The sequence below is a fragment of the Amycolatopsis roodepoortensis genome (assembly GCF_014873915.1).
In the GTDB taxonomy this organism is placed as follows: Bacteria; Actinomycetota; Actinomycetes; order Mycobacteriales; family Pseudonocardiaceae; genus Amycolatopsis; species Amycolatopsis roodepoortensis.
On record NZ_JADBEJ010000005.1, the window covers coordinates 2,408,216 to 2,433,199 of the forward strand.

At 66.4% G+C, this 24,984-nt stretch carries 18 protein-coding genes and 3 rRNA genes; 11 read left to right on the forward strand and 10 right to left on the reverse strand.

Translation table 11 applies throughout. The features are described 5' to 3' along the window. Positions 1 to 37: 37 nt before the first annotated feature. Positions 38 to 2,311 carry a TOMM precursor leader peptide-binding protein gene (locus tag H4W30_RS30715; protein WP_192745971.1) on the reverse strand — a complete coding sequence of 758 codons (2,274 nt, stop codon included), beginning with the start codon at positions 2,309 to 2,311 and terminating at the stop codon, positions 38 to 40. Positions 2,312 to 2,533: 222 nt separating this feature from the next. On the opposite strand from H4W30_RS30715, the gene H4W30_RS30720 reads away from it, so the two are divergent. The 4 genes from H4W30_RS30720 to H4W30_RS30735 all read left to right on the forward strand — a co-directional run bounded on the left by H4W30_RS30720 (position 2,534) and on the right by H4W30_RS30735 (position 6,123). Beyond that, positions 2,534 to 3,373 carry an AfsR/SARP family transcriptional regulator gene (locus H4W30_RS30720; protein WP_192745972.1) on the forward strand — a complete coding sequence of 280 codons (840 nt, stop codon included), beginning with the start codon at positions 2,534 to 2,536 and terminating at the stop codon, positions 3,371 to 3,373. A gap of 41 nt (positions 3,374 to 3,414) precedes the next feature. Continuing rightward, positions 3,415 to 4,101, forward strand: a complete 687-nt coding sequence (locus H4W30_RS30725) for a winged helix-turn-helix transcriptional regulator (protein ID WP_034313734.1) — start codon at positions 3,415 to 3,417, stop codon at positions 4,099 to 4,101. Positions 4,102 to 4,216: 115 nt separating this feature from the next. After that, positions 4,217 to 4,792, forward strand: a complete 576-nt coding sequence (locus tag H4W30_RS30730; protein WP_192745973.1) for a hypothetical protein — start codon at positions 4,217 to 4,219, stop codon at positions 4,790 to 4,792. Then, positions 4,789 to 6,123: a copper resistance CopC/CopD family protein gene (locus H4W30_RS30735; RefSeq protein WP_192745974.1), complete on the forward strand. Its 1,335-nt coding sequence runs from the start codon at positions 4,789 to 4,791 to the stop codon at positions 6,121 to 6,123. The genes H4W30_RS30730 and H4W30_RS30735 overlap by 4 nt, the downstream gene beginning before the upstream one ends. Here the strand turns inward: H4W30_RS30735 and H4W30_RS30740 are convergent, their stop codons facing one another. Further along, positions 6,124 to 6,819, reverse strand: coding sequence for a maleylpyruvate isomerase family mycothiol-dependent enzyme (locus tag H4W30_RS30740; protein WP_192745975.1), 696 nt, complete (start codon positions 6,817 to 6,819; stop codon positions 6,124 to 6,126). A gap of 219 nt (positions 6,820 to 7,038) precedes the next feature. Here H4W30_RS30740 and H4W30_RS30745 point away from each other — a divergent pair, with 219 nt between their 5' ends. After that, a complete protein-coding gene (locus H4W30_RS30745; RefSeq protein ID WP_225949928.1) occupies positions 7,039 to 7,701 on the forward strand; it encodes a M protein in 663 nt (220 codons plus the stop codon). On the opposite strand, the gene H4W30_RS30750 is transcribed toward H4W30_RS30745, so the two are convergent. Further along, the gene (locus H4W30_RS30750) at positions 7,698 to 8,060 is read right to left on the reverse strand and encodes a YciI family protein (protein ID WP_192745977.1); all 363 of its coding nucleotides are present in this window, start codon (positions 8,058 to 8,060) and stop codon (positions 7,698 to 7,700) included. The genes H4W30_RS30745 and H4W30_RS30750 overlap by 4 nt on opposite strands. A 170-nt stretch (positions 8,061 to 8,230) precedes the next feature. Between H4W30_RS30750 and H4W30_RS30755 the strand changes: the two genes are divergently transcribed. Beyond that, the gene (locus tag H4W30_RS30755) at positions 8,231 to 8,512 is read left to right on the forward strand and encodes a metal-sensitive transcriptional regulator (RefSeq protein WP_007034631.1); all 282 of its coding nucleotides are present in this window, start codon (positions 8,231 to 8,233) and stop codon (positions 8,510 to 8,512) included. Here the strand turns inward: H4W30_RS30755 and H4W30_RS30760 are convergent. The 3 genes from H4W30_RS30760 to H4W30_RS30770 are packed head-to-tail and all read right to left on the reverse strand — an operon-like array spanning position 8,463 to position 11,064. Continuing rightward, complete coding sequence (locus H4W30_RS30760) at positions 8,463 to 10,655, reverse strand: heavy metal translocating P-type ATPase (RefSeq protein WP_192746875.1); 2,193 nt, start codon at positions 10,653 to 10,655, stop codon at positions 8,463 to 8,465. The two genes, H4W30_RS30755 and H4W30_RS30760, sit on opposite strands and share 50 nt — an antisense overlap. Positions 10,656 to 10,696: 41 nt before the next feature. Then, positions 10,697 to 10,861 (reverse strand): hypothetical protein, encoded by a 165-nt coding sequence (locus tag H4W30_RS30765; protein WP_192745978.1) that lies wholly within the window; start codon positions 10,859 to 10,861, stop codon positions 10,697 to 10,699. Next, positions 10,858 to 11,064, reverse strand: a complete 207-nt coding sequence (locus H4W30_RS30770; RefSeq protein WP_192745979.1) for a heavy-metal-associated domain-containing protein — start codon at positions 11,062 to 11,064, stop codon at positions 10,858 to 10,860. Before H4W30_RS30770 ends, H4W30_RS30765 begins: the two co-directional genes overlap by 4 nt. A gap of 96 nt (positions 11,065 to 11,160) precedes the next feature. On the opposite strand from H4W30_RS30770, the gene cobF reads away from it, so the two are divergent. Continuing rightward, the gene (cobF, locus tag H4W30_RS30775; RefSeq protein ID WP_192745980.1) at positions 11,161 to 11,925 is read left to right on the forward strand and encodes a precorrin-6A synthase (deacetylating); all 765 of its coding nucleotides are present in this window, start codon (positions 11,161 to 11,163) and stop codon (positions 11,923 to 11,925) included. 505 nt (positions 11,926 to 12,430) lie between these two features. Here cobF and rrf read toward each other — a convergent pair. The 3 genes from rrf to H4W30_RS30790 all read right to left on the reverse strand — a co-directional run bounded on the left by rrf (position 12,431) and on the right by H4W30_RS30790 (position 17,608). After that, a 5S ribosomal RNA gene (gene rrf, locus H4W30_RS30780) occupies positions 12,431 to 12,547 on the reverse strand. An 81-nt stretch (positions 12,548 to 12,628) separates the two neighbouring features. Next, positions 12,629 to 15,764, reverse strand: a 23S ribosomal RNA gene (locus tag H4W30_RS30785). A 327-nt stretch (positions 15,765 to 16,091) separates the two neighbouring features. After that, positions 16,092 to 17,608 (reverse strand): 16S ribosomal RNA (locus tag H4W30_RS30790). Together the 16S, 23S and 5S rRNA genes form the textbook arrangement of a ribosomal RNA operon. Before the next feature lie 461 nt (positions 17,609 to 18,069). Between H4W30_RS30790 and H4W30_RS30795 the strand changes: the two genes are divergently transcribed. Together H4W30_RS30795 and H4W30_RS30800 are read left to right on the forward strand one after the other, a co-directional pair. Continuing rightward, positions 18,070 to 18,873, forward strand: a complete 804-nt coding sequence (locus H4W30_RS30795; protein WP_192745981.1) for an alpha/beta fold hydrolase — start codon at positions 18,070 to 18,072, stop codon at positions 18,871 to 18,873. Further along, on the forward strand, positions 18,873 to 19,631 hold the full coding sequence (locus H4W30_RS30800) for an SDR family oxidoreductase (RefSeq protein WP_125735388.1): 759 nt from the start codon (positions 18,873 to 18,875) through the stop codon (positions 19,629 to 19,631). The genes H4W30_RS30795 and H4W30_RS30800 overlap by 1 nt, the downstream gene beginning before the upstream one ends. On the opposite strand, the gene H4W30_RS30805 is transcribed toward H4W30_RS30800, so the two are convergent. Continuing rightward, on the reverse strand, positions 19,570 to 21,168 hold the full coding sequence (locus tag H4W30_RS30805; RefSeq protein ID WP_192745982.1) for an IS1634 family transposase: 1,599 nt from the start codon (positions 21,166 to 21,168) through the stop codon (positions 19,570 to 19,572). The two genes, H4W30_RS30800 and H4W30_RS30805, sit on opposite strands and share 62 nt — an antisense overlap. A 185-nt stretch (positions 21,169 to 21,353) precedes the next feature. On the opposite strand from H4W30_RS30805, the gene H4W30_RS30810 reads away from it, so the two are divergent. Next, positions 21,354 to 23,909, forward strand: a complete 2,556-nt coding sequence (locus H4W30_RS30810) for a bifunctional FO biosynthesis protein CofGH (RefSeq protein WP_455423575.1) — start codon at positions 21,354 to 21,356, stop codon at positions 23,907 to 23,909. Between the two features lie 139 nt (positions 23,910 to 24,048). Then, positions 24,049 to 24,900: a HalD/BesD family halogenase gene (locus tag H4W30_RS30815; RefSeq protein WP_192745984.1), complete on the forward strand. Its 852-nt coding sequence runs from the start codon at positions 24,049 to 24,051 to the stop codon at positions 24,898 to 24,900. The last annotated feature ends 84 nt before the right edge of the window (positions 24,901 to 24,984 follow it).

The window sequence follows — 24,984 nt, forward strand, 5'->3', positions numbered from 1 at the left end:
CGGGGTGATCTGTCGTCAACTGTTGCTCCAGCTTGATCTACAAGAACATGGGGAAGGGATTCAGCCGCTCGTAGGGAGTCGGTTCGGCGAGCCTGCCCAGGCGTACCGGTACGTCGAACAGCCGTCCGGGGGCGAAGCGGCTCCAGAACGGACGCAGCCCCGGAACGACCACCCGGACCACCGGGAGATCGATGTCGGGCCTCGTCTGGTCCAGCACCAGCGTCTCCATTCCCAGCACGGAAAGCCTCCGTACCAAGCACTCCACGTCGTCACGGACGTCGGGACGACGGACGAACTTGAAGTCCGCGGCCCGTTTCGCCGACCGGCCGGGCGCCGGCAGCAGATACGGCTGGTTCGCGACCGTCGCGTACCGGAGCCACCGTGCCGCGTCGGGATCGTCGAGTTCGACGTCGTTCGCGAGCACCGCCGGGATCAGCTGGTTGAGCTCGCTGACCGCCCGCCGCAGCGCCGTCCTGGGATCCAGGTGGGCGCCGAAACCCATCATGACGTTTTCGCGGGGCCCGACGATACTCCTGGAAAGCGCGACCATCACCGGGACACCGAGGTCCGCCGTCAGGTCGAGGACCCACAGTTCCCGGCCGGCGCGCGCGTACTGGCCGACCATCTCCTCGGCCCACGGGTCGTCGAACGAAGCGATGTCCACGCCGGGAACGGGAAGCCGGTTGTACCACCACAGCGCGACGGCGTCGCGTTCGACGAGTTCGAGCAGTCCCTGCAGGATCGCGTCCTCGATACTGCTTCCGGCCGCGCAACCGTTGGAGTCCGCGCGCATCCCGGTGAGCCCGCATTCCCACGGCACCCCGTAATAGAGGTACGCGGTCGGCATCAGCTTCCGGCGCTGCCGCGTGAGCGACCACAGCGGCGTCCAGTCGATGGCGGCCTCGGTGTCGAACCGTTCCGGGACGTACTGGAAGTCGGCGTGCAGGGCGTTCCACTCGGCGCGGCCCTCGTATTGACGCTCGTCGAAGAGCATGCACGAGTTCGGGTGGACGGCGTCCTCGCCGAGCGCGCGGAAGGTGTCGCGGATCCGCAGTTCGTCGCCCTGGTAGTTCGCCGAGTACCGCTCGATCGCCTCGCACAGCGCGCCGACCTCGGCGTCGATCGGGCTCGCGCCCTTGCCGCCGTTCTCCCCGCGCAGCCCGGCCTGCAACCCCGCCTCACCGCGTACGCGGCGCGCGACGTTCTTGCCGGAGTGGTACGCGTTCACGAACGCCGGCGCCCGCGGGTCGCGGGAGATCTCCTTGACGATCCCGGTGACCGGGCTGACCAGGTGGCCGTAGCGGTCGAGCACCTCGACCGGGGTGAGGGTCCGATGCCCGCCACCGCCCGACGTCGCCTTCTTGGCCTCCCGCAGCACCACCGGCTCGGCCGTCCGCGCGGCGACGATCCCCTCGTCACCGCATTCGGGGCACTGGAGGCGGCGCCGCAGTTCGTGCAGGCGCCCCTGGAGATCGAGCGTGTCCAGGATCCACACGGCCTGCTGCCCCGGATAGCGGTGTCCCGCCAGCCATTTGGACGCTTCGAGGGAGATGAGGTGCGACGCGGCCGCGGTCAGCGGCGGCACGGCGGGCATCGGGAACGACGCGGGGCCGTCGTGCCCGAGGACCTCCTGCACGCAGGCCTCGGCGTGCCGGTGCCCCCACAGTCGGTTCGTCAGGCAGTGCCAGCAGCCGGACCGGCCGGGCTGCATGATCGGGCCGATCCACACCTGCGCGCCCGACGGCCGGGCCAGCAGCCAGGGCCGTCCGGTACGCCGGTGCTCGGCGTCGATCTCGGCCAGCCGCGGGTCGAGGTAGTCGTCGCACAGCACGATGGCCAGTTCGGACGCCGTTCCGACCACTTCGATCCCGCTCGCGGCCAGCCCGCTCGCCACCTGCGAGGTGTCGACGCCCCGGCCGACCGCGGTCAGGCTCGCCGTCGCCGGCTTCTGCCGGCTGGCCACCGCGGAGGCGTCGAGACCGCATGCGTCCCAGTACGCGAGCGCGCGTTCGTCCCCGCTGATCTCGTCCGGGACGTGGACGGTGACCAGACCCGCCTCGACCAGCCTGGCCAGCACGCCGGTGACCTGTTCGGCGCTCATTCCGTCCGGGCGGGCGGCCAGGAGCCCGTCAAGGTCGCGGGTGCCGTCGAGCAGGGCCGCCACCGACGCGACCTGCGCGCCGCGCATCGCGATGACCCCTTGTTCGGAGAACAGGTAGGCGCCGCTCCCCTCGTGGATCTCCGCGCGTAGATGCCGTTTGAACCCCAGCGCGCCGTTGATCGAGCCGGTCGTGGAAGATGCCTCGCGCATGAAGACCCCCAGTAGGTCTGGTTCGATTCTCGAATCCTGCTCGGCGGGCTCCACCCCGGCCAGTGCGCGATTCACGCCTCGGATATGAAAAACCCACGTTCTTCCGGGACGCACGCACGCGACAGCTGGTGGACGGCTCACTGGCCCGCGCCGGGGCGCTCTGCCACTGTCGAAGTACTGGGAATCAGGTCTCGACGCGTATCGAGCTGGAGGGCGCTTGCGATGTACACCGGATCACGATTAGCGGACACGCACCACGGCTCGGCACCCAACCCGATTCCGGTCACGCCCGCAAGCCCCCTCCGTTTCACCCTCCTCGGCCCGCTCGAACTCGTGCGGGACGGGATCGACTACGCGCCGACGACACCGAAGCTGTTGCAGGTGCTCGCCATGCTGGTGATGAGCCCGGGGAAGATCGTCCCCATCGACACGATCGTGCGGGAACTGTGGGCCGACGACCCGCCGCGCAGCGTCCGCACCACCATGCACACCTACGTCTACCAGCTGCGCAAGTGCATCGAGGAGAACGAGCTCGCCCCGTACGGGGAGACCATGCTGGCGACGAAACCGCCGGGGTACGTGTTCCGGATCGCCCCCGAGCAGGTGGACGTCTTCGAGTTCCAGGAGCTGCAGCAGCGGGGCCGGGAGCTGCAACTGCGAGGCGAGCACGCCGAAGCGGCGAAGGCCTTCCGTTCCGCGCTCGCCCTGTGGTCGGGCCCGCCGCTCGCGAACGTCCACTGTGGACCGGTGCTGTCGGCGTACTCGGTCGATCTGGTCGAGCAGCGGCGCAGCACGCTGCACCTGCGGATCGAGGCGGACATCGCGGCCGGGATGCGGCACGAGCTGATCGGCGAACTGCGGTCCCTCGTCGCCGCGAACCCGCTGGACGAGGCCCTGCACGGGCAGCTGATCCGCGTGCTCGGCCGCAGCGGGCGGCGTTCCGACGCGCTAGCCACGTACCGTCAGGTGCGGACCCGGCTCAACCACGAACTCGGCGTCGAACCCTGTGACGAACTGCAGGTACTGCACCACGGCCTGCTGTCCGAGGGTGAACCCGCGTGAACACCACTCCCCGCAACGGAAACGAAAGTGAGGATCGACGGATGAGCATTCGTACCTATGGACAGTTCTGCGGTCTGGCCAGGGCGCTGGAGATCATCGGCGAACGCTGGTCGCTGCTGATCGTCCGTGACCTCGTCCTCGGCCCGAAGCGGTTCACCGAGCTGCAGGCCGGCCTGCCCAAGATCCCGCCGAGCACGCTGTCCGCGCGGCTCAACGAACTCGAGCAGTCCGGGGTGCTCCGCCGCCGACTGCTCCCCCAGCTCGACGCCGCGGTCGTCTACGAACTCACCGAGTACGGCAGCGAACTCGACCAGATCGTGCTGGACCTCGGGCTCTGGGGTGCCCGGTCGCTCGGGCAGCCGTCCGCCGACGACGTCTTCACCCTGGACTCGGCGATCCTCTCGCTGTACACGACCTTCCGGAGCGAAAAGGCCAAGGGCGTCCAGGTCACCTACGAACTGCGCTACCCGGGCGAGATGATCCTGCACGCGATCGTCGAGGACGGCGCGCTCAAGGTCGCGGAGGGCGCGCACCCCGGCGCCGACGCGGTCATCGAACCGCTCGGCCCGTTCATCAAGGACCTCCTGACCGGGGACCTCACCGCCGCCGACGCGACGCGGACCGGCAAGATCCGCCTCGAAGGCGCCTTCGAATACCTCGAACTGTTCGCGGAATTGTTCCACATTCCGGCGGCTCCGAAAGTGACCGAAGGAATCGTCGTCCGTTGAGCCATCCGGCGTAATACCGCAGGTCGGATCAGCAATCCGGAGTAACGGAAACCTCCGGATCGCGGGCTATCGTCAAGATCCGTCACCGGTCGGTCTTTCGTCATAGGAGCCCTTCATGGCCACACTCGATTCGCGTCCGGGTCCACTCGCCGCGCTCAACGGGAAATACCACCGCGCGGCGCTTCTCTCCTTCGCGGTGGTGGTCGTGGCGCACTGGGCGGAACACCTGGTGCAGGCGTTCCAGATCTACGCCCTGGGCTGGAAGACCCCGGACGCGCGTGGCGTGCTCGGGATCCCCTTCCCGAAACTGATCAGCTCCGAATGGCTGCACTACGGCTACGCCATCGTCATGCTGGTCTTCCTGTTCGCCCTGCGCAAAGGTTTCGCCGGCCGGTCGCGGCAGTGGTGGAACCTGGCGCTCGGGTTGCAGTTCTGGCACCACATCGAACACCTGCTCCTGCTGATCCAGGCGCAGAGCGGCTGGCGCCTCGGCGGCGGCACCGCGCCGAGCAGCAGCATCCAGCTGTTCATCCCGCGCGTGGAACTGCACCTGTTCTACAACACGATCGTCACCATCCCGATGATCATCGCGATGATCGTGCACCGGAAGGCCCCCGCCGCCGAGCGGGAGCTGACCGGATGCACGTGCTCGCCCGAAAGCCGGCGCGAGCTGGCGACCGCGGCGTCGTGACCAGGAGGCTCTTCGCGCTACTGGCGTTGCTGGCGGCGTGTTTCGGGGTCGCGGTGCTCACCGCGGCCCCGGCCTCGGCCCACGTCGAACTCCTTTCCTCGAACCCCGCCGACGGCGCCCGGCTCACCTCGGCCCCCGCCCGGGTCTCGCTCACCCTGTCGGAGAACATCGGCATCCAGCCGAACTCGATCAAGGTGCTCGACCAGCAGGGCACCGACGTGGTGGCCGGCCCGGTGTTCCAGCCGGGCGAGGTCGCCGAAGAGGTCGCCGTCGGACTGGAGCCCGATCTTCCCGACGGCAGTTACCTCGTCGAGTACGCCTTCGTCTCGACCGATTCGCATCCGGTGCGCGGCACGATCGCCTTCGTGATCGGCACCGGCCCCCTGATCACGTCGGCGGGCGCGGTGTCCGCCTCCACCGGGACCGATCCGGTGACCGACGCGCTGTTCACCACCTTCCGCTGGGGCTCCTTCGGCGGTGTCGCGCTGCTGGGCGGACTGGTGTTCCTGCTGGTCTGCCGCCCGGAGGGCCGCACCGATCCGTCGGCGCGGAAGCTGACCACCGCGGGCATCTGGGTCTCCGGGGTCACGGCCGTGGCCGGATTCCTGCTGCAAGGCCCGTACGTCGCGGGCCGCGGGGCGGGCGCGATCTTCGACCCGGCGCTGATCGAGGCGACGCTGCGGGTGGCGTACGGGAAGCTCCTGCTCCTGCGCCTGGCCGCGATCGTCGCGCTCGCCGTGATCGTACGGCGGCTGCTCGCGGGCGACCTGCCGGACCGGCTGCGCTCGCGCTACGAGAACCTCGGCATCGCCGCCGGGTTCATCGTGATGCTGAGCTTCTCCGCCACGGGGCACGCGGTGGCCGACAAGATCATGTTCCTCTCGGTCAGCGCCGACCTGGCACATTTCGGCGCGATGGCCGTCTGGGTCGGCGGGCTGATCCAGCTGGCCGTGCTCCTGCGCGGCAGGGCTTCGGCATCCGAAGCCGAGCCGGCGCTGGCGCGGTTCCACCCGATCGCCACCCGGTCGATCGTGATCATGGTGGTCAGCGGCGCCTACCTCGGCTTCCGGCTCGTGCCGTCGGTCGAGGCGCTCTGGACGTCGGCCTACGGCATCCTCTTCGTGGCGAAGCTGACCGGGTTCGCCACGTTGCTGCTGGTGGCGAACGTGAGCCGCAACGCCGTGCGACGCGGGATCTCCGGGCGCGGCGGCACCGGTGTGGTGACCGCCGACCTGCGGAAACTGCGGATCAGCGTCGGGGTCGAGGTGCTGATCGTCGCCGTGGTGCTCGCGCTGGCCGCGGCGTTGTCCTCGATGTCCCCGACCGGCTGATCACCGTTCGATCTCCTCCTCCGGCGGGGCGAACGGCCCCCAGGTGAAGGCCCGGAGCCACGGCTCGGGATCGCCAAGCCAGTCCATGGCGGCGATCTGGGCCGGGCTCCGGCGCCCGGCGAGCGACCGGTACAGGTCCACGGGCGCACCCGAAAGCACCGCCGCGACCGGCTCGGTACCCGCGATCCAGGTCGCGCCTTCGGTCTCGATCCGCATCCCCGGCAGTCCGTGCCTGCCGAGCGAATCGCCGAGGCCGCGGACGAGCACTTCGAATGCCCGCAGCCAGGCGGGGTGCGCCCCGGGCGGCGGAACGCCGAGCGCGTACCGGAGATCGAGCTCGTGGGTGAAGGCGTCCATCACCATGATGTCGCCGCGGCCCTTCCCGTCGCCGTCGGCGGCGAGGAGGGTGTCGGCCTCGGGGCCGCGTTCGAGCCAGAGTTTCAGCACCTCGGCAGCCGACGCCGGCTCCGGCACCGGGCAGGCCTCGCCACCGAACCGGGTGATCACCCGGTCGCAGATCTCGGCCAGATGCGCGACCAGCTCCCGGACGGTCCACTGTGGACAAGCCGGGACGGCCCGCCCGGCGGCACCGGCGTGATCGGCGAGCAAGATCGCGAAGTTCTCTCTGACCTGCCGATACCCTTCGGCCGCTGTCGCCGTATTCCAGCCAGGGACCCGAATTCGGCTGCTCGTCACGCGACCACCTCCAGTAGGGGTAAGCGATGGTCGTCCATTCTCCCACCGGTTCGCCGGCTTCACTCTTCTTCCCGCTTGCGCGTACCGTTCAACGCAAAGACCACCCACCCGTGGCGCGTGTCGCCGCGGCTTCAGGCACACTGGTCGGTGAAAGCCCCGTGTGGCAAGAGAAAGCGCCCAATGGCGACACATCGACCACTGTGGAGGTGACCAATGGAGATGCCCGGCTTCGATCTGGCGTGGCGTGGTTTCGATCGCGCGCAGGTCCGGGAATTCGTTCGCGAGGTGGAAGCCGAACTACGACGAGTGGAAGCCGAACGCGACGAGGCCCTCCGCCGCGAAGAGGTTCTCGCCGCCGAACTCACCGGCGCGCGCGAGGACATTCGCGAATTGAAGGCCACGGTCGACCGGATCAGCCGTGTCCCGATCGCGCCGGACGCGCTGCAGGAGCGCTCGCGCCGGATGCTCGAACTCACCCGCGAAGAAGCCGAGGACATCACCGCGCGCGCCGCCGAGCAGGCCGCCAAGGCCGAGGCGGAACGCAAACGGGTCGCCGAAGACTTCGAGCTAGCCATGTCGCTGCGTCGCGCGGAGGCGATGCGCGCGCTCGCCGCACAGGACGAAGCCGCGCAGGCCCGGGCGAAACGATTGCTCGACGACGCCGCCGCGGAGAGCGAGCGCCTGGTCGCCGAGGCGCGGCAGAAGGCCGATGTGGCCCTCCGCCTGCGCGACGACGTGCTGAAACAGCTGGTCGGCTGCCGAGAACTGCTCACCGAGGCCGGTTCGGTACTGGCCGTGTCACCCACACCGAAACCGGAAGTGCCCGTTCAGCGCCGGAGCAGGCCCGAAGCCCGCACCGGCACCGAAGCGGCCGCGACCTAAGCGGGGTCACCCGAGGAGAACACCACCGGCCGGATCTCCATCGCGTTGATGTGCGCGTCCGGGATCTGGCCCGCGATCTCGATCGCCCGCTCCTTGCTGTCGCATTCGACCAGGTAGAAGCCGGCCAGGTACTCCTTCGACTCCGCGAACGGGCCGTCGGTGACCACCGGGACGCCGTCACGCACCCGGACCACCGTGCTCTCCTTCGGCTCCGCCAGCGCCTGCGTCCCCAGCAGTTCGCCGCTCTCGGTGAGCTTCTTCATGAAAGGGTCGATGCGGGCGACCACCTCGTCGCGCTCCTCCTCGGGGAGGGCGTCCCAGGCGGCAGGGTTCATGGTGATCATGATCATGTACTTCATCGGTGTTCCTCCTGGTCGTCCGGCGGCCGGTGCCCCGGCCACTCACGCAGGAGTCGGAGCCGCCGGATCGTCCTCGACATCCTGGCATCCTGGAATTCGGCCGACCCACGCATATACGTGGGGAGGGTATAGTGGTCGAAGACAGGGAACGACGAGAGAACGGGTGCGGAATGACGGGCTACGGCACCGAGCGGGAGGCCTATCTCAAGCGCCTGCGCCGGATCGAAGGACAGATCCGCGGCTTGCAGCGGATGGTGGAAGAGGACAAGTACTGCATCGACATCCTGACCCAGGTGTCCGCGGCCACGAAGGCACTGCAGTCGTTCTCCCTCGAACTGCTGGACGAGCACCTCGCCACCTGCGTGGTCCACGCCGCCGCCGCGGGCGGTGAAGAGGCCGACCTCAAGGTCCGGGAGGCGTCCGACGCCATCGCCCGGCTGGTCCGGTCCTGAAGCGTCGCAGCCGCAGGCTGTTGGTGACGACGAACACCGAGGAGAACGCCATCGCGGCCCCCGCGATCATGGGGTTGAGCAGGCCGAGCGCGGCCAGCGGCAGCGCGGCGACGTTGTAGGCGAACGCCCAGAACAGGTTGCCCTTGATCGTGGCGAGGGTGCGGCGCGCGAGCCGGATGGCGTCCGCGGCCGCGCGCAGGTCGCCGCGCACCAGGGTGAGGTCACCGGCCTCGATCGCGGCGTCCGTCCCGGTCCCCATCGAGAGACCGAGGTCGGCCTGCGCGAGCGCGGCCGCGTCGTTGACGCCGTCGCCGACCATGGTGACCACGCGTCCTTCGGCCTGCAGCCGTTTGACGACGTCGACCTTGTCCGCGGGCAGGACCTCCGCGACCACTTCGTCGATCCCCACTTCGGCGGCGACGGCCTTCGCGGAACCGGTGTTGTCGCCGGTCAGCAGGACAGGGCGGAGCCCGAGCGCCTTCAGTTCCGCCACGGCCTCGGCCGACGTCGGCTTGACCGTGTCGGCGACGACGACCACACCGCGCGTCTCGCCGTCCCAAGCGACGACGACCGCCGTCGCGCCACGATCCTCGGCGGCCGTCTTGACCTGGGAATACTCGTCGCCGACCGCGATACCGTGCTGATCGAGAAGCGCGGGCCGCCCGGCGAGGACGGTCTTGCCGTCAACCTCGCCGATGACGCCAAGGCCCTCGACGTTGCGGAACCCGCCGACCGGCGGCAGCTCACCCAGCCGCTCCTCGGCGGCCTCGACGATCGCGCGGGCGATCGGATGTTCGGATGCGTGCTCGACCGCCGCGGCCAGGCGCAGCACCTCGGTCTCGTCGTCGCCATAGAGGTCGGTGAGGCTCATCTTCCCGGCGGTCACCGTGCCGGTCTTGTCCAGGACGACGGTGTCGACCGCGCGAGTGGACTCGAGCACCTCCGGTCCCTTGATGAGGATGCCCAGCTGCGCGCCACGACCGGTGCCCACCAGCAACGCCGTCGGCGTGGCCAGCCCGAGCGCGCATGGGCAAGCGATGATCAGGACCGCGACGGCGGCGGTGAAGGCGGCGTCGGCCCCGCTGCCCGCGCCGAGCCAGAAGCCGAGCGTGCCGACCGCGAGCGCGATCACCACCGGGACGAACACGGCCGACACCCGGTCGGCGAGCCGCTGGACCCGCGCCTTGCCGTTCTGTGCGTCCTCGACGAGCCGTGCCATCTGCGCGAGCCGCGTGTCGGCGCCGACCCGGGTGGCGCGGACGACGAGCCGTCCGCTCGCGTTGACCGTCCCGCCGACGACGGCGTCTCCGCTGGTCACCTCGACCGGGACGGCTTCACCCGTCAGCATGCTCAGGTCGACGGCCGATCCACCATCGGTCACGACACCGTCGGTGGCGATCTTCTCCCCCGGCCGCACGACGAACTCGTCGCCCGTCTTGAGCGCACCGATCGGGACGCGGCTCTCTTGGCCGTCCTTGAGGATCGCGACGTCCTTCGCGCCGAGTTCGAGCAGCGCCCGAAGCGCGGCGCCGGAGCGGCGCTTTGACCTGGCCTCGAAGTACCGGCCCGCGAGGAGGAACGTGGTCACCCCGGCGGCGACCTCGAGGTAGACGTTGCCCGCGCCGGTCCCGCGCTGCATCGTCAAGTCGAAGCCGTGCCGCATGCCGGGTACGCCCGCGGCGCCGAACAGCAGGGCGTACAGCGACCAGAGCGTGGCGGCGACGACGCCGAGCGAGATCAGGGTGTCCATGGTGGCGGCGCCATGGCGGAGGTTCGTCCAGGCCGGGCGGTGGAACGGCCACGCGCCCCAGGTGACGACCGGCGCGGCCAGCACCAGCGAGACCCACTGCCAGTAGGTGAACTGCCAGGCCGGGACCATCGCCAGCACGATCACCGGCACGGCGAGCACGGCGGAGACCACGAGACGGGTTCTCAGGGAGCCGGTCTGGTCTTCGTCTTCGTCGGGCTTGGGCGGCTGGGCCGTGTAGCCGGCGGACTCGACGACGCCGACGAGTTCTTCGACCGAGAGCGCGGCGGGGAAGTCGACCTGCGCCTTCTCGGTGGCGTAATTGACCGTGGCGGAGACGCCGTCGACCTTGTTCAGCTTGCGCTCGACCCGCGCGGCGCAGGAGGCGCAGGTCATCCCGCCGATGGCCAGTTCGACCCGCTGGGATGTCGCGGCGCTCACGGCGTACCTCCCGGGTGGTGCCCGTGGTGCTCGCTGGTCGGCGCCGGCGCCGGCGCGGGCGCCTCGTCCAACGGCCCGACGGCGGAACCGATCGCCCAGGCGACGGCGAACACCGCGACCAAAGCCGCGGCGAACGCCGACACCTTGACGGCGGTACTCACGAGACGAGCTGGTAACCGGCCTCGGTGACGGCCGCGTCGACGGCCTCGACGTCCAGAGGCGCGTCGCTGGTGACGGTGACCTTGCCGCTGGCGACGTCCACGTTCACGGCGCTGACGCCCGCGATCCCGCTGACCTCCTCGGTGACGGAGGAGGCGCAGTGCCCACAGGACATGCCCTTGACGGTGTAGGTGGTTTCGGCCATCGGTACGAACTCCTCTACAGGACAGGTGGAGCGATCACTTCCTTTATACCCCGTGGGGGTAGGGGTGTGCACAGAGGGTGCGGGGACACTGCGGAAATGAGGAAGATCTCCGCCATCGGCATCGGCGCCGGCGACCCGGAACACCTGACCGTCCAGGCCGTCCGGCGACTGAACGAGACCGATGTGTTCTTCGTCCTCGACAAGGGCTCGGAGAAGCAGGACCTGACGGCGCTGCGCCAGGAGATCCTCGACCGGTTCGTCGAACAGCCCGGCTACCGCGTCGTGCGGGCACCGGACCCCGAACGCGACCGTACTCCGGACGACTACCGGAAGGCCGTCGCCGACTGGCACCGGCTCCGGACCGACGTCTACGAGAACATGATCGCTTCGCTGGGTCCCGGCGAGCGGGGCGCGTTCCTCGTGTGGGGCGACCCCGCGCTCTACGACTCGACCCTGACCCTGCTGGACGCCGTGCTCGCCAGGGGAAACGTCGAGTTCGAGTACGACGTCATCCCGGGCGTGAGCAGCGTGGCCGCGCTGACGTCCCGGCACCGGACCACGATGAACCAGATCGGCCGCCCGGTCCTGATCACGACCGGCCGCCGTCTCGAAGCCGGCTGGCCCGCGGACGTCGACGACGTCTTCGTCATGCTGGACGCGAACTGCACCTTCTCGCAGTTCGCCGACACGGGCCTGGAGATCTACTGGGGCGCGTACCTCGGGACGCCCGACGAGCTCCTGCTCTCCGGCCCCCTGTCCGCCGACCTCGCCGCGGAGATCCGCTCCGTCCGCGCCTCCGCGCGCTCCCGCAAGGGCTGGATCATGGACATCTACCACCTACGCCGCCCGACCCGCTCTTAACTCGCCTCACGCCCCCGGCTCACTCCCCCACTCCCGACCCCGCCACTCCCGACTCCGCCCGGTCTCGTCACTCCCGCTCACTCCCCACCTCACGTGACGCAACGGGTAACTCGCGTCCCCAACCCCGCCACTCCCGTGCCCGCCCCCTCAGCTCACGTCCCCGCCCCCGCCACTCACGTCCCCGAACCCGCAACTCGCGTGCTTGAGCGCGTCATTCGCGTGTTTGAGCGCGTCATTCGCGTGATCAGGGGCGTGACTCGCGTGACCAGATGGACGACACTCGTGATCAGGTGGCCGGCACGGCACCTTGAGTTGCCTGCCCGCTCGTGTCGCCCGCCCAATCACGTGAATGACCCGTCCAGTCACGTGAGTGACGTGTTCAAGCACGCGAGTGACGGGTCTGGTCACGGGTGTGACGGGGAGTGTGTTGGTATGAAGAAAGGGTCCAGGCCCCGGGAGAACTCGTGGTTCTCGACCGGGGCCTGGACCCTTCTTTTTAATGTTAGTCCGGCGGTGTCCTACTCTCCCACAACCCTTCGGTTGCAGTACCATCGGCGCTGTCAGGCTTAGCTTCCGGGTTCGGAATGGGACCGGGCGTTTCCCTGACGCTATAACCACCGAAACACTACGAAACAACACACACTGTCTGTTTCCACAAACGGTGTGGTGTTTCAGAGCTGTAGAGTGGATGCGTAACATCTTTGTGGGCAAGTCCTCGGCCTATTAGTACCAGTCAACTCGACAACACATTACTGTGCTTCCATTTCTGGCCTATCAACCCAATGGTCTGTTGGGGGCCTTAACCCACAAGGGGTGGGATACCTCATCTTGGAACAGGCTTCCCGCTTAGATGCCTTCAGCGGTTATCCCTTCCGAACGTGGCCAACCAGCCATGCCACTGGCGTGACAACTGGCATACCAGAGGTTCGTCCGTCCCGGTCCTCTCGTACTAGGGACAGCCTTCCTCAAGTATCCTACGCGCGCGGCGGATAGGGACCGAACTGTCTCACGACGTTCTAAACCCAGCTCGCGTGCCGCTTTAATGGGCGAACAGCCCAACCCTTGGGACCTACTCCGGCCCCAGGATGCGACGAGCCGACATCGAGGTGCCAAACCATGCCGTCGATATGGACTCTTGGGCAAGATCAGCCTGTTATCCCCGGGGTACCTTTTATCCGTTGAGCGACACCCCTTCCACCAGGTGGTGCCGGATCACTAGTCCCGACTTTCGTCCCTGCTCGACATGTCTGTCTCACAGTCAAGCTCCCTTGTGCACTTGCACTCAACACCTGATTGCCAACCAGGCTGAGGGAACCTTTGGGCGCCTCCGTTACTCTTTAGGAGGCAACCGCCCCAGTTAAACTACCCATCAGGCACTGTCCCTGAACCAGATCATGGTCCGAGGTTCAGATTCCCAATCCGACCAGAGTGGTATTTCAACAACGACTCCACCAACACTAGCGTGCCAGCTTCACAGTCTCCCACCTATCCTACACAAGCCGAACCGAAAACCAATACCAAACTATAGTAAAGGTCCCGGGGTCTTTCCGTCCTGCCGCGCGTAACGAGCATCTTTACTCGTAGTGCAATTTCGCCGGGCCTGTGGTTGAGACAGCCGGAAAGTCGTTACGCCATTCGTGCAGGTCGGAACTTACCCGACAAGGAATTTCGCTACCTTAGGATGGTTATAGTTACCACCGCCGTTTACTGGCGCTTAAATTCTCAGCTTCACCCCGAAGGGTTAACCGGTCCTCTTAACGTTCCAGCACCGGGCAGGCGTCAGTCCATATACATCGTCTTGCGACTTCGCATGGACCTGTGTTTTTAGTAAACAGTCGCTTTCCGCTGGTCTCTGCGGCCACCCACCCCTAGTCCGCAAGGGACTTCAGAGTGTTTGGCCCCCCTTCTCCCGAAGTTACGGGGGCATTTTGCCGAGTTCCTTAACCACAGTTCACCCGATCGCCTTAGTATTCTCTACCTGACCACCTGTGTTGGTTTGGGGTACGGGCCGTGCACGCACTCGCTAGAGGCTTTTCTCGGCAGCATAGGATCACTCTACTTCGCCTCAATCGGCTACGCATCACGTCTCAACCTATATGGAATGCGGATTTGCCTACACTCCGGTCTACACGCTTACACCAGTACTACCACTCACTGGCGGAGCTACCTTCCTGCGTCACCCCATCACTCGACTACTACGGAATCAGATCCCACGCTCCACACTCGCGTATCCACCCGAAGGCTTCAACACGAGGCTTTGGGTGGTTAGTATCAACCGCCTCATCCTGGGCGCACGTGCTCGGGTACGGGAATATCAACCCGTTATCCATCGACTACGCCTGTCGGCCTCGCCTTAGGTCCCGACTTACCCTGGGCGGATTAGCCTGGCCCAGGAACCCTTGGTCATCCGGCGGCAGAGTTTCTCACTCTGCATTCGCTACTCATGCCTGCATTCTCACTCCCACACCCTCCACGACTGGCTTCCGCCGCCGCTTCCCTGGATGCAGGACGCTCCCCTACCCATCAACACGACTAGACACTTCCTCAAGGAAAGTGCCGATCTATATGTGTCAATGACACAGCTTCGGCGGTGTGCTTAAGCCCCGCTACATTGTCGGCGCAGGACCACTTGACCAGTGAGCTATTACGCACTCTTTCAAGGGTGGCTGCTTCTAAGCCAACCTCCTGGTTGTCTGGGCAATCCCACATCCTTTCCCACTGAGCACACACTTAGGGGCCTTAGCTGGTGTTCTGGGCTGTTTCCCTCTCGACGACGAAGCTTATCCCCCGCCGTCTCACTGCCACACTCTCACACCACGGTATTCGGAGTTTGGTTGATTTCGGTAACCCGGTAAGGCCCCTAGACCATCCAGTAGCTCTACCCCCGTGGAGAAACATGTGACGCTGCACCTAAATGCATTTCGGGGAGAACCAGCTATCACGGAGTTTGATTGGCCTTTCACCCCTACCCACAGCTCATCCCCTCAGTTTTCAACCTAAGTGGGTTCGGCCCTCCACGTCGTCTTACCGACGCTTCAGCCTGGCCATGGGTAGATCACTCCGCTTCGGGTCTAGACCACGCGACTCAATCGCCCTATTCAGACTCGCTTTCGCTACGGCTACCCCACACGGGTTAACCTCGCCACGCAGCACTAACTCGCAGGCTCATTCTTCAAAAGGCACGCCATCACCTCAACATCACAAGGATGTGCTCGGGCTCTGACGGCTTGTAGGCACACGGTTTCAGGTACTCTTTCACTCCCCTCCCGGGGTACTTTTCATCTTTCCCTCACGGTACTAGTCCGCTATCGGTCTTCAGGAAGTATTTAGGCTTACCGGGTGGTCCCGGCAGATTCACAGCAAATTCCACGAGCTCGCTGCTACTCGGGAACACCAAACAAACGATCCACAACATGTTTTCGCGTACGGGACTCTCACCCACTCCGGTCGCCCATCCCAAGGCGTTCCACTAACACGCGTAACCGTTCCGAGGACTGTCAGATCCTCGACGCTGGGTCCCACAACACCACACACACAACGCCTGACAGCTTGACATGTGCATGGTTTAGCCTCTTCCGCTTTCGCTCGCCACTACTCACGGAATCACGGTTGTTTTCTCTTCCTACGGGTACTGAGATGTTTCACTTCCCCGCGTTCCCTCCACACACCCTATATATTCAGATGCGGGTAACACCACATAACTGGTGCTGGGTTTCCCCATTCGGAAATCCTCGGATCACAGCTCGGTTGACAGCTCCCCGAGGCATATCGCAGCCTCCCACGTCCTTCATCGGCTCCTGAAGCCAAGACATCCACCATGTGCCCTTAACAACTTGACCACAAAGATGCTCGCATCCACTCTACAGTTCTCAAACACCACACCAGAAACAAACAACCCTGGAGCTCGTGTAAGCCCCTCGGCGTGTTGCCTCAGGACCCAACAGCGTGCTTGTGAACACCATCCCCAACCATCCCGGGATCACCCTTTCCACGCTCCACAAGGAAGCAGTACTCAGACGCCCCGGCAACCGCCGGCGATCGCATAAACCAGTAGTTCCACAATTCCTTGAGCAACCAGAACAAGCACACATTCGGCACTTGAGTCCTGGCCACTCCACCAACCGTTGGTCCGGGTATCCCGGCGGGGTGGATGTGTTGCTCCTTAGAAAGGAGGTGATCCAGCCGCACCTTCCGGTACGGCTACCTTGTTACGACTTCGTCCCAATCGCCAGTCCCACCTTCGACCACTCCCCCCCTTACGGGTTGGGCCATGGGCTTCGGGTGTTACCGACTTTCATGACGTGACGGGCGGTGTGTACAAGGCCCGGGAACGTATTCACCGCAGCGTTGCTGATCTGCGATTACTAGCGACTCCGACTTCACGCAGTCGAGTTGCAGACTGCGATCCGAACTGAGACCGGCTTTAAGGGATTCGCTCCACCTCGCGGTATCGCAGCCCTCTGTACCAGCCATTGTAGCATGTGTGAAGCCCTGGACATAAGGGGCATGATGACTTGACGTCATCCCCACCTTCCTCCGAGTTGACCCCGGCAGTCTCCCACGAGTCCCCGCCATGACGCGCTGGCAACGTAGGATAAGGGTTGCGCTCGTTGCGGGACTTAACCCAACATCTCACGACACGAGCTGACGACAGCCATGCACCACCTGTACACCAACCACAAGGGAAGCCCTATCTCTAGGGATGTCTGGCGCATGTCAAGCCCAGGTAAGGTTCTTCGCGTTGCATCGAATTAATCCACATGCTCCGCCGCTTGTGCGGGCCCCCGTCAATTCCTTTGAGTTTTAGCCTTGCGGCCGTACTCCCCAGGCGGGGCGCTTAATGCGTTAGCTACGGCACGGACAACGTGGATGTCGCCCACACCTAGCGCCCAACGTTTACAGCGTGGACTACCAGGGTATCTAATCCTGTTCGCTCCCCACGCTTTCGCTCCTCAGCGTCAGTATCGGCCCAGAGACCCGCCTTCGCCACCGGTGTTCCTCCTGATATCTGCGCATTTCACCGCTACACCAGGAATTCCAGTCTCCCCTACCGAACTCAAGTCTGCCCGTATCGCCCGCACGCTCCACGTTAAGCGTGGAGTTTTCACGAACGACGCGACAAACCGCCTACGAGCTCTTTACGCCCAATAATTCCGGACAACGCTCGCACCCTACGTATTACCGCGGCTGCTGGCACGTAGTTAGCCGGTGCTTCTTATCCAGGTACCGTCACTTGCGCTTCGTCCCTGGCGAAAGAGGTTTACAACCCGAAGGCCGTCATCCCTCACGCGGCGTCGCTGCATCAGGCTTGCGCCCATTGTGCAATATTCCCCACTGCTGCCTCCCGTAGGAGTCTGGGCCGTGTCTCAGTCCCAGTGTGGCCGGTCACCCTCTCAGGCCGGCTACCCGTCGTCGCCTTGGTAGGCCATTACCCCACCAACAAGCTGATAGGCCGCGGGCTCATCCTGTACCGCCGGAGCTTTCCACCAAACCCCATGCGAGGCTCAGTCATATCCGGTATTAGACCCAGTTTCCCAGGCTTATCCCAAAGTACAGGGCAGATTGCCCACGTGTTACTCACCCGTTCGCCACTAATCCACCCCGAAAGGCTTCATCGTTCGACTTGCATGTGTTAAGCACGCCGCCAGCGTTCGTCCTGAGCCAGGATCAAACTCTCCAACAATGTCAAATTTGATCGAGGCAAAAATACTTGCTCTCAAAGGAACCTCACACGAGGTTCAAATACATAAGCTCTACTGACTTAGTTCACTAGCACACTGTTGAGTTCTCAAGCAACACACCCCAGATCGCACCGTGGCTACACGGCCTTATCCGAAGCAGTCATTCCTAGCAGTTTTTGGTGAGACACCCACTCAATCGCCTGAGGCGAGAGCTTGGTTCGTGTCCCGGTCGGCCGCCCGGTTTCCCTGGCGACGAAGAGAACTTTACATGGCCGGAAACCCCCGAAAACAGGGGGGTACCTTAACGACATTCGCGCTGGTCAGCGGCCATAAACGAGCCCTGCCCCGGCGATCACGCGGTGATCGCCCCAGGCGACCCCAGGTGAACTCCCGGGCAAGAACATTGCTCCGAGTACATTGCACCGTATTGATCCCGTCGATTGCTCCGATTAGCGTCGGGTTCATGAGCACTGCGGAACTCGACGGCATCTCCGTCGCTTACGACGACCTCGGCACCGGGTCGCCGGTCGTCCTCGTCCACGGCCACCCCTTCAACCGTTCGATGTGGCGTCCCCAGGCCGAGCGCTTCAGCCAGGAGGGCTACCGGGTCATCACCGCGGACCTCCGCGGGTACGGCGAGACGACCAAGCCACCGGAGAGCACGAAGACGGGACTCGACGTCTTCGCGGCCGACATCGCCCGGCTCGCCGATCACCTCGGTCTAGGACGCTTCGTACTCGGCGGCCTCTCCATGGGCGGGCAGATCGTCATGGAGTTCCACCGCACCTACCCCGATCGTGTCGCCGGTCTCCTGCTGGCCGACACCTCTCCTCAGGAAGAGACAGAGGAGGGCAAGCGCGTCCGCAACGAGATGGCGGACCGCGTCCTCGCGGAGGGAATGAACCCCTACGCGGAGGAGGTCCTGACGAAGATGGTCTCCCCGGAGAACGTCCGCACGATGCCGGACGTGGCGGCGCACGTCCTGGGGATGATGCGCACGACGCCCAAGGAAGGAGCGGCGGCCGCGCTCAGGGGACGGGCCGAGCGGCCGGACTACCGGGACAGCCTCACGCGCGTAGCGGTACCGGCCCTGGTCGTCGTCGGTACCGAGGACGAGTTCACGCCGGTCTCGGACGCCGAGCTCATGCACGAACTCATCCCCGGCTCCACCCTGGCGGTGATCGAGGGCGCCGCGCACATGCCTAACCTGGAGCGCGAGGCCGAGTTCAACGACGTGTTCGCACGGTTCTTGAAAGAGATCAAATGATGCCCCAGAAGACCGTTTTCGTGACCGGTGCCAGCGCCGGGTTCGGCGTCGAGATCGTCCGCCGGTTCGCCGCCGACGGCGCCAAGGTCGTCGCGGCCGCGCGCAGCAAGGACCGGCTCGACAAGCTGGCCGGCGAGCTGGGCGAGAACGTCCTCCCCTTCGAGCTCGACGTCCGGGACGCCGACGCGGTGGCCGCGCTCCCCGGTACGCTGCCCGCCGAATTCGCCGAGGTCGACCTGCTGGTGAACAACGCCGGCCTCGCGAAGGGGCTCGAACCCGCCCACCGGGCGAAGCTCGACGACTGGGACCAGATGATCGACACGAACATCAAGGGACTCGCGCATCTCACCCGCGCGTTGCTGCCCGGAATGGTCGAGCGCGGCCGCGGGCACGTGATCAACATCGGCTCGGTCGCGGGTTCCTACCCCTACCCCGGCGGCAACGCCTACGGGGCGACCAAGGCGTTCGTGCACCAGTTCAGCCTGAACCTGCGCGCGGATCTGCAGGGCACCGGCGTCCGGGTGACCAACGTCGAGCCTGGCCTGGTCGGCGGCACGGAGTTCTCGGTCGTCCGCTTCGAGGGTGATCAGAGCAAGGCCGACAACGTCTACAAGGGCACGACGCCGCTGACGGCCGCCGATGTGGCCGAGTCCGTCTTCTGGGCGGCTTCGCAGCCGGAGCACGTGAACATCAACGTCATCGAGCTGATGCCGGTGGTGCAGAGCTTCTCCGCGCTGCATATCCACCGAGAGAGCTGAGCCCGAAGAGGTCGAAGAGCGCCTGCTGTTCCGGGCTCCGCTCGGTCAGCAGGCGCCGCGTCCGCGGGCGGCCGCCGGTGGACGGATACCGGAGCACCGTCTCCCCTATTCCCGCAAGGCTGTCCATCAGCTCACGGACCGACAGGTTCATCCCGGCGCGGTCGGCCTCGCGCCGCATGAGGTGCGTGACCGTGGACGCGAGCACCGTGACCAGCGTGTGCACCGCGATCCGATGCGGCGTCCAGTCCCAGCGCGGGGCCGGGCCGGTGACGGCGGGACCGGTCAGCCAGCGGAACGTCGAGTCGAGGTGGGTCCGGGCGCGATACGCGGTGACGACCTCGGCCACCGGCCAGTCGTGGTCGGTGACCAGCACCTGCTTGCCGAAGAACTCGTCGTGCAACCGCGAGACGGCGGCGTCGTCGACCTTCCAGGTCAGGCGGATCTCGCCCGGTTTCGTCCCCGCCAAAGAAGGGGAGAGCACCCGTTCGACGCGGCGGCCGCGGGTGATCCGCGCGATTTCGGCGTTCACCTGGCCGCGGTCACCTCGGTAGACGCCTGATGCCAGTGCGGCGTCGAGGCCGGCCAGTTCACGCGTCGCGGTGCTCAGTTCCTCCCCGAACGCGCGAGCCTGCGCGTTGTGCAGGGTCTCCGAATGGGTCAGGATCACGCGCCGGCGCACACCCGCGACCACGGCCCTGGTGTCGAGGGCGGTCAGCCCGGCGAAGCGCTCGGGGTCGACTGGTTTGCGCGCGGACGGCGGTTTCGACAGCAGCTCCGGATGCTCCGAAAGCGGGAGCGCGCCGACGAAATGCCGCCCGAGGTCCAATTGCGCGGCCTGTCCCGCGGTGAAGACCAGCGTGACGGGATAGAGGGAACGGAGTCGCTCGGCGAGCTCGGCGAACGGCGGTGCCTCTTCCCTCGGGTACACGTGCGAGGCCAGCGGGATCGCGCCGTCCTTGGTCACCACCAGGCCGAGTCCGGCGAGTTCGCAGCGGCACGGGTCGGCCGTGGTGAAGGTGGCGAACTGCGGGACGTCCACGGCGAGCGCGGCGTCGCCCGTCCCCAACCAGGAGAGCACCGCGTCGGCGACGGCGGTCTCGATCCGGGCGATCCGTTCGGGCGTGAGGCGATGCAGGGCACGCCAGTGGTTCGGGAGGTCCGCCCGGACGAATTCCCGGGCGACGGAGTCACGCCACCAGTCGGCTAATTGCGTTTCGGGGGCTGTCGCCCGGTGCAGGACGGCGAGGGCGAGGTGCGTCCCGAGAGTGGTCGCGGAGCGCTGGGGCCCGACGGCTTCGTCGACCCGGCGGACGAAGTCGAGCCGTCGCAGCGTGGCCCATACCGCCGCAACGTCACCGAAGGTCCGGTGACGCGCTTCGCCGGGGGCTGAGACGTCGCCCTCCATCGCGCGCCCGATCTCCTCGGCCGTCCCGAGGTAGCGCTGCGAAACCACGCGCGGTTCGCCGTCGACCCGCGCGGAGGTGACGAGGTAGTAGTACGTCCGCCCGCCGACCTTCTTGCCGATCACCGAAGCCACACTTTAGGTAATACACTCGCACCCGCTGATCGGCAACCAAGATCACGCGCTGACCTGCGGAAACGGTGACCTTACCCACGTGGGTGACGCGGTGGCGGGTTGCACACTGGCAGGTGGAGCGAGTCCGGCCATAGCGTGCGGGAATGGCATCCCCTGCTGACGCGAACGCCCCCACCACCTCGGCGATGCGCCGGGCGCTCGCCAGGGCGCGCGACGGGAAGACCCTCGACATCACCGAGGCCTCGATCCTGCTCCAGGCGCGCGGCGACGATCTCAAGACGCTGTCCGAGCACGCCTCCCGGGTCCGTGACGCCGGGCTTGTCGCGGCCGGCCGTCCCGGCGTGGTCACCTACAGCCGTTCGGTGTTCATCCCGCTGACCCGGCTGTGCCGGGACCGCTGCGGTTACTGCACCTTCGCGACCGTCCCCGGCCGCGTCGAATCGCCGTTCCTCTCCCCCGACGAGGTGCTCGACATCGCCCGCAAGGGTGCCGAGATGGGGGTCAAGGAAGCGCTGTTCACCCTCGGCGACCGTCCGGAGGACCGCTGGAAGGCGGCGAAGGACTGGCTCGACGCGCACGGCTACGACGACACGCTGTCCTACGTCCGGGCGATGGCGATCCGGGTCCTCGAAGAGACCGGTGTCCTCCCGCACCTCAACCCGGGCGTGCTGAGCTGGCAGGACTTCCAGCGGCTCAAGCCGGTTTCCGCGTCGATGGGCATGATGCTGGAGACGACGGCGAAGCGGCTGTACACCGAGAAGGGCGGCCCGCACTACGGCTCGCCCGACAAGGATCCCGACGTCCGGCTGCGCGTGCTGGAGGACGCCGGCCGCAGTTCGGTCCCGTTCACCACGGGCATCCTGATCGGCATCGGCGAGAACTTCGAGGAACGCGCCGACTCGCTGTTCGCCATCCGCAAGGTCGCGAAGACCTACGGCGGCATCCAGGAGGTCATCGTCCAGAACTTCCGCGCGAAGCCGGACACCAAGATGCGTGCGACCCCGGACGCCGACCTCGAAGAGCTCGCCGCGACCATCGCCGTCGCGCGGCTCGTGCTCGGGCCGCGGATGCGCATCCAGGCGCCGCCGAACCTGATCGGCCAGCAGTACGAACTGATGCTGAACGCGGGGATCGACGACTGGGGCGGCGTCTCGCCGCTGACCCCCGACCACGTGAACCCCGAACGGGCGTGGCCGCAGATCGACGAGCTCAAACGCCGCACCGAAGCGCTCGGGTTCACCGTGCGCGAGCGGCTGCCGATCTACCCGGAGTACGTCAAGGCCGGCGAGCCGTGGCTGGACCCGCGGATGAACGCGCATCTCGCGCCGCTGACCGACACCGAGACCGGGCTCGCGATCGAAGAGGCCATCCCGGTCGGCATCCCGTGGCAGGAGCCGGACGGTGGCTGGAAGGAGGCCGGGCGCACCGATCTGCACGTCGAGGTCGACACGGTCGGGCGCACCGAAGACCGCCGCAGCGACTTCGACTCGGTCTACGGCGACTGGGCCGAGATCAAGGGCAACATCAAGGCCGCGCCGCAGCGGTTCGACCTCGACATCCGGGATGCCTTGCGCAGCGCGGAAAAGAACCCCGCCGGGCTCTCGGACGACGAGGCGCTGGCCTTGCTGCACGCCGACGGGCCGGAGCTCGACGCGTTCACCAAGATCGCCGACGACCTGCGTCGCGAGGTGAACGGCGACGACGTCACCTTCGTCGTCACGCGGAACATCAACTTCACGAACGTCTGTTACACCGGCTGCCGGTTCTGCGCGTTCGCCCAGCGCCGCACCGACGCCGACGCGTACACGCTTTCGCTGGAACAGGTCGGCGACCGGGTCGACGAGGCGTGGGCCGCCGGCGCCACCGAGATCTGCATGCAGGGCGGCATCCACCCGGATCTGCCGGGCACCGCGTACTTCGATCTCGCGGCGGAGGTGAAACGCCGTCAGCCGGACATCCACCTGCACTCGTACTCGCCGATGGAGGTCGTCAACGGCGCTTCGCGGACGAACCTCTCGATCGAGGACTGGCTGGCGCGCGCGAAGGAGGCCGGTGTCGACTCGCTGCCGGGCACGGCCGCGGAGATCCTCGACGACGACGTCCGCTGGGTCCTGACGAAGGGCAAGCTGCCGACGTCCGAATGGATCAACGTCGTCACCACCGCGCACAAACTCGGGATCACGACGACGTCGACGATGATGTACGGCCACGTCGACACCCCGGCGCACTGGGTCGGGCACCTGAAGCTGCTGGCGAAACTGCAGCGGGAAGGCCTGGAGCGCAACGGGCGGCGCGGGTTCAGCGAGTTCGTGCTGCTGCCGTTCATCCACCAGAGTTCCCCGATCTACCTCGCCGGGCTCGCGAGGGCGGGCACGACGCTGCGCGAGAACCGCGCGGTGCACGCGCTGGCCCGGCTGCTGCTGCACGGGATGATCGACAACATCCAGAGTTCGTGGGTGAAACTCGGTGAAGAGGGCAGCCGCGCGGTGCTGCAGGGCGGGGTCAACGACATCGGCGGGACGCTGATGGAGGAGACGATCAGCCGGATGGCGGGTGCGGCCAACGGGTCGTACAAGACGATCAGCGACATGCGCGCGATGGTCGAGCCGCTGGGCCGTCCGCTTCGGCAGCGGACCACGGAGTACGGCACGCCGACGGCGGAGCGGATCGCCGCCGCCCAGGCGTCCGACGGCGTCGCGACCGCGGTGCGCCGACCGCTGCTGCCGCTTGTCACCAGCTGACGAACAGTCCCTGACGGCCTCCTGACCCGAGTCAGGAGGCCGTCACGTTCCGTGTGGCACCGCTCACAAGGCGCGGGAGGGGCGGGCGTTTTCTGTGCTAAACCCGAGAATCACTTCCGGGGCAGCCGAGAGGACGTCGATGACCGCGAGCGCAGTCCAGGTGGCCGATACCGCCCGATATCCGTTGTCCGAACCGGGAAGCCCCGCGTGGCGCGAAATCGTTTCCCGGACCCGCGCCGAACTGCGGGAAACGGGCTGCAGTGTGCTGGCCGACTTCATCCGTCCGGAGTTGCGTGACGCCCTTCGCGAAGAAGGCGCGAAAATCGCTCCGGAGGCGTACGCGAAGGTCGAACGCGTCAACGCCTACAACATCGCCATCGACACTCCGCTGCCGGAAGATCATCCCGGCCGCACGATCATGGAACGCGGCAACGCCTTCGTGGCGCGTGACCGGATCCCGGCGACCGCGGTGATCCAGCAGTTGTACACCAGCCGGGAGTTCCAGCGGTTCGTGGCCGACTGCTTCGAGCTCCCCGAACTGCACGAACTCGCCGATCCGTTGTCCGGCCTGGTGCTCAACGTGATCGAACCGGGCCGCGCGCATCCGTGGCATTTCGACACCAACGAGTACACGGTCAGCATGCTCACCCAGGAAGCGGCCGACGGCGGTGTCTTCGAATACTGCCCGAACATCCGCTCCGAAACGGCGGAAAACTTCGACGACGTCCGAGCCGTGCTGGCGGGCGAAGGCGATCACCTGATCAGGCGGCTCACTCTGCGTCCTGGCGATCTTCAGCTGTTTCGCGGACGCTTCGCGCTGCACCGGGTGAGTAGTGTTCAAGGGGCAGTCGCCCGCCATTCCGCGATCTTCGCGTACAGCGAGCGTCCTGGGGTCATCGGCAGTCCGGAACGGACGAGACAGCTGTTCGGCCGGGTCCTGCCGGAACACGTCGCTTCGGCGGCGGTCCGGGGCGATCAGCTGCTCGACTAGCGCCTGTTGGCGGAGCTGAAGGAGTACCTGAAAGGTGACCACAGGTGTGAACCCGCCCCGGCCGTAGGCCCCGCTATCGCGGTG

Excerpts from the sequence above, each read along its gene's own strand:
- H4W30_RS30715 (WP_192745971.1), bottom strand. The coding sequence starts at position 2,311 with ATGCGCGAGGCATCTTCCACGACCGGCTCGATCAACGGCGCGCTGGGG.
- H4W30_RS30720 (WP_192745972.1), top strand. The coding sequence starts at position 2,534 with ATGTACACCGGATCACGATTAGCGGACACGCACCACGGCTCGGCACCC.
- H4W30_RS30725 (WP_034313734.1), top strand. The coding sequence starts at position 3,415 with ATGAGCATTCGTACCTATGGACAGTTCTGCGGTCTGGCCAGGGCGCTG.
- H4W30_RS30730 (WP_192745973.1), top strand. The coding sequence starts at position 4,217 with ATGGCCACACTCGATTCGCGTCCGGGTCCACTCGCCGCGCTCAACGGG.
- H4W30_RS30745 (WP_225949928.1), top strand. The coding sequence starts at position 7,039 with ATGCCCGGCTTCGATCTGGCGTGGCGTGGTTTCGATCGCGCGCAGGTC.
- H4W30_RS30750 (WP_192745977.1), bottom strand. The coding sequence starts at position 8,060 with ATGAAGTACATGATCATGATCACCATGAACCCTGCCGCCTGGGACGCC.
- H4W30_RS30755 (WP_007034631.1), top strand. The coding sequence starts at position 8,231 with ATGACGGGCTACGGCACCGAGCGGGAGGCCTATCTCAAGCGCCTGCGC.
- H4W30_RS30760 (WP_192746875.1), bottom strand. The coding sequence starts at position 10,655 with ATGACCTGCGCCTCCTGCGCCGCGCGGGTCGAGCGCAAGCTGAACAAG.
- H4W30_RS30770 (WP_192745979.1), bottom strand. The coding sequence starts at position 11,064 with ATGGCCGAAACCACCTACACCGTCAAGGGCATGTCCTGTGGGCACTGC.
- cobF (WP_192745980.1), top strand. The coding sequence starts at position 11,161 with ATGAGGAAGATCTCCGCCATCGGCATCGGCGCCGGCGACCCGGAACAC.
- H4W30_RS30795 (WP_192745981.1), top strand. The coding sequence starts at position 18,070 with ATGAGCACTGCGGAACTCGACGGCATCTCCGTCGCTTACGACGACCTC.
- H4W30_RS30800 (WP_125735388.1), top strand. The coding sequence starts at position 18,873 with ATGCCCCAGAAGACCGTTTTCGTGACCGGTGCCAGCGCCGGGTTCGGC.
- H4W30_RS30810 (WP_455423575.1), top strand. The coding sequence starts at position 21,354 with ATGCGCCGGGCGCTCGCCAGGGCGCGCGACGGGAAGACCCTCGACATC.
- H4W30_RS30815 (WP_192745984.1), top strand. The coding sequence starts at position 24,049 with ATGACCGCGAGCGCAGTCCAGGTGGCCGATACCGCCCGATATCCGTTG.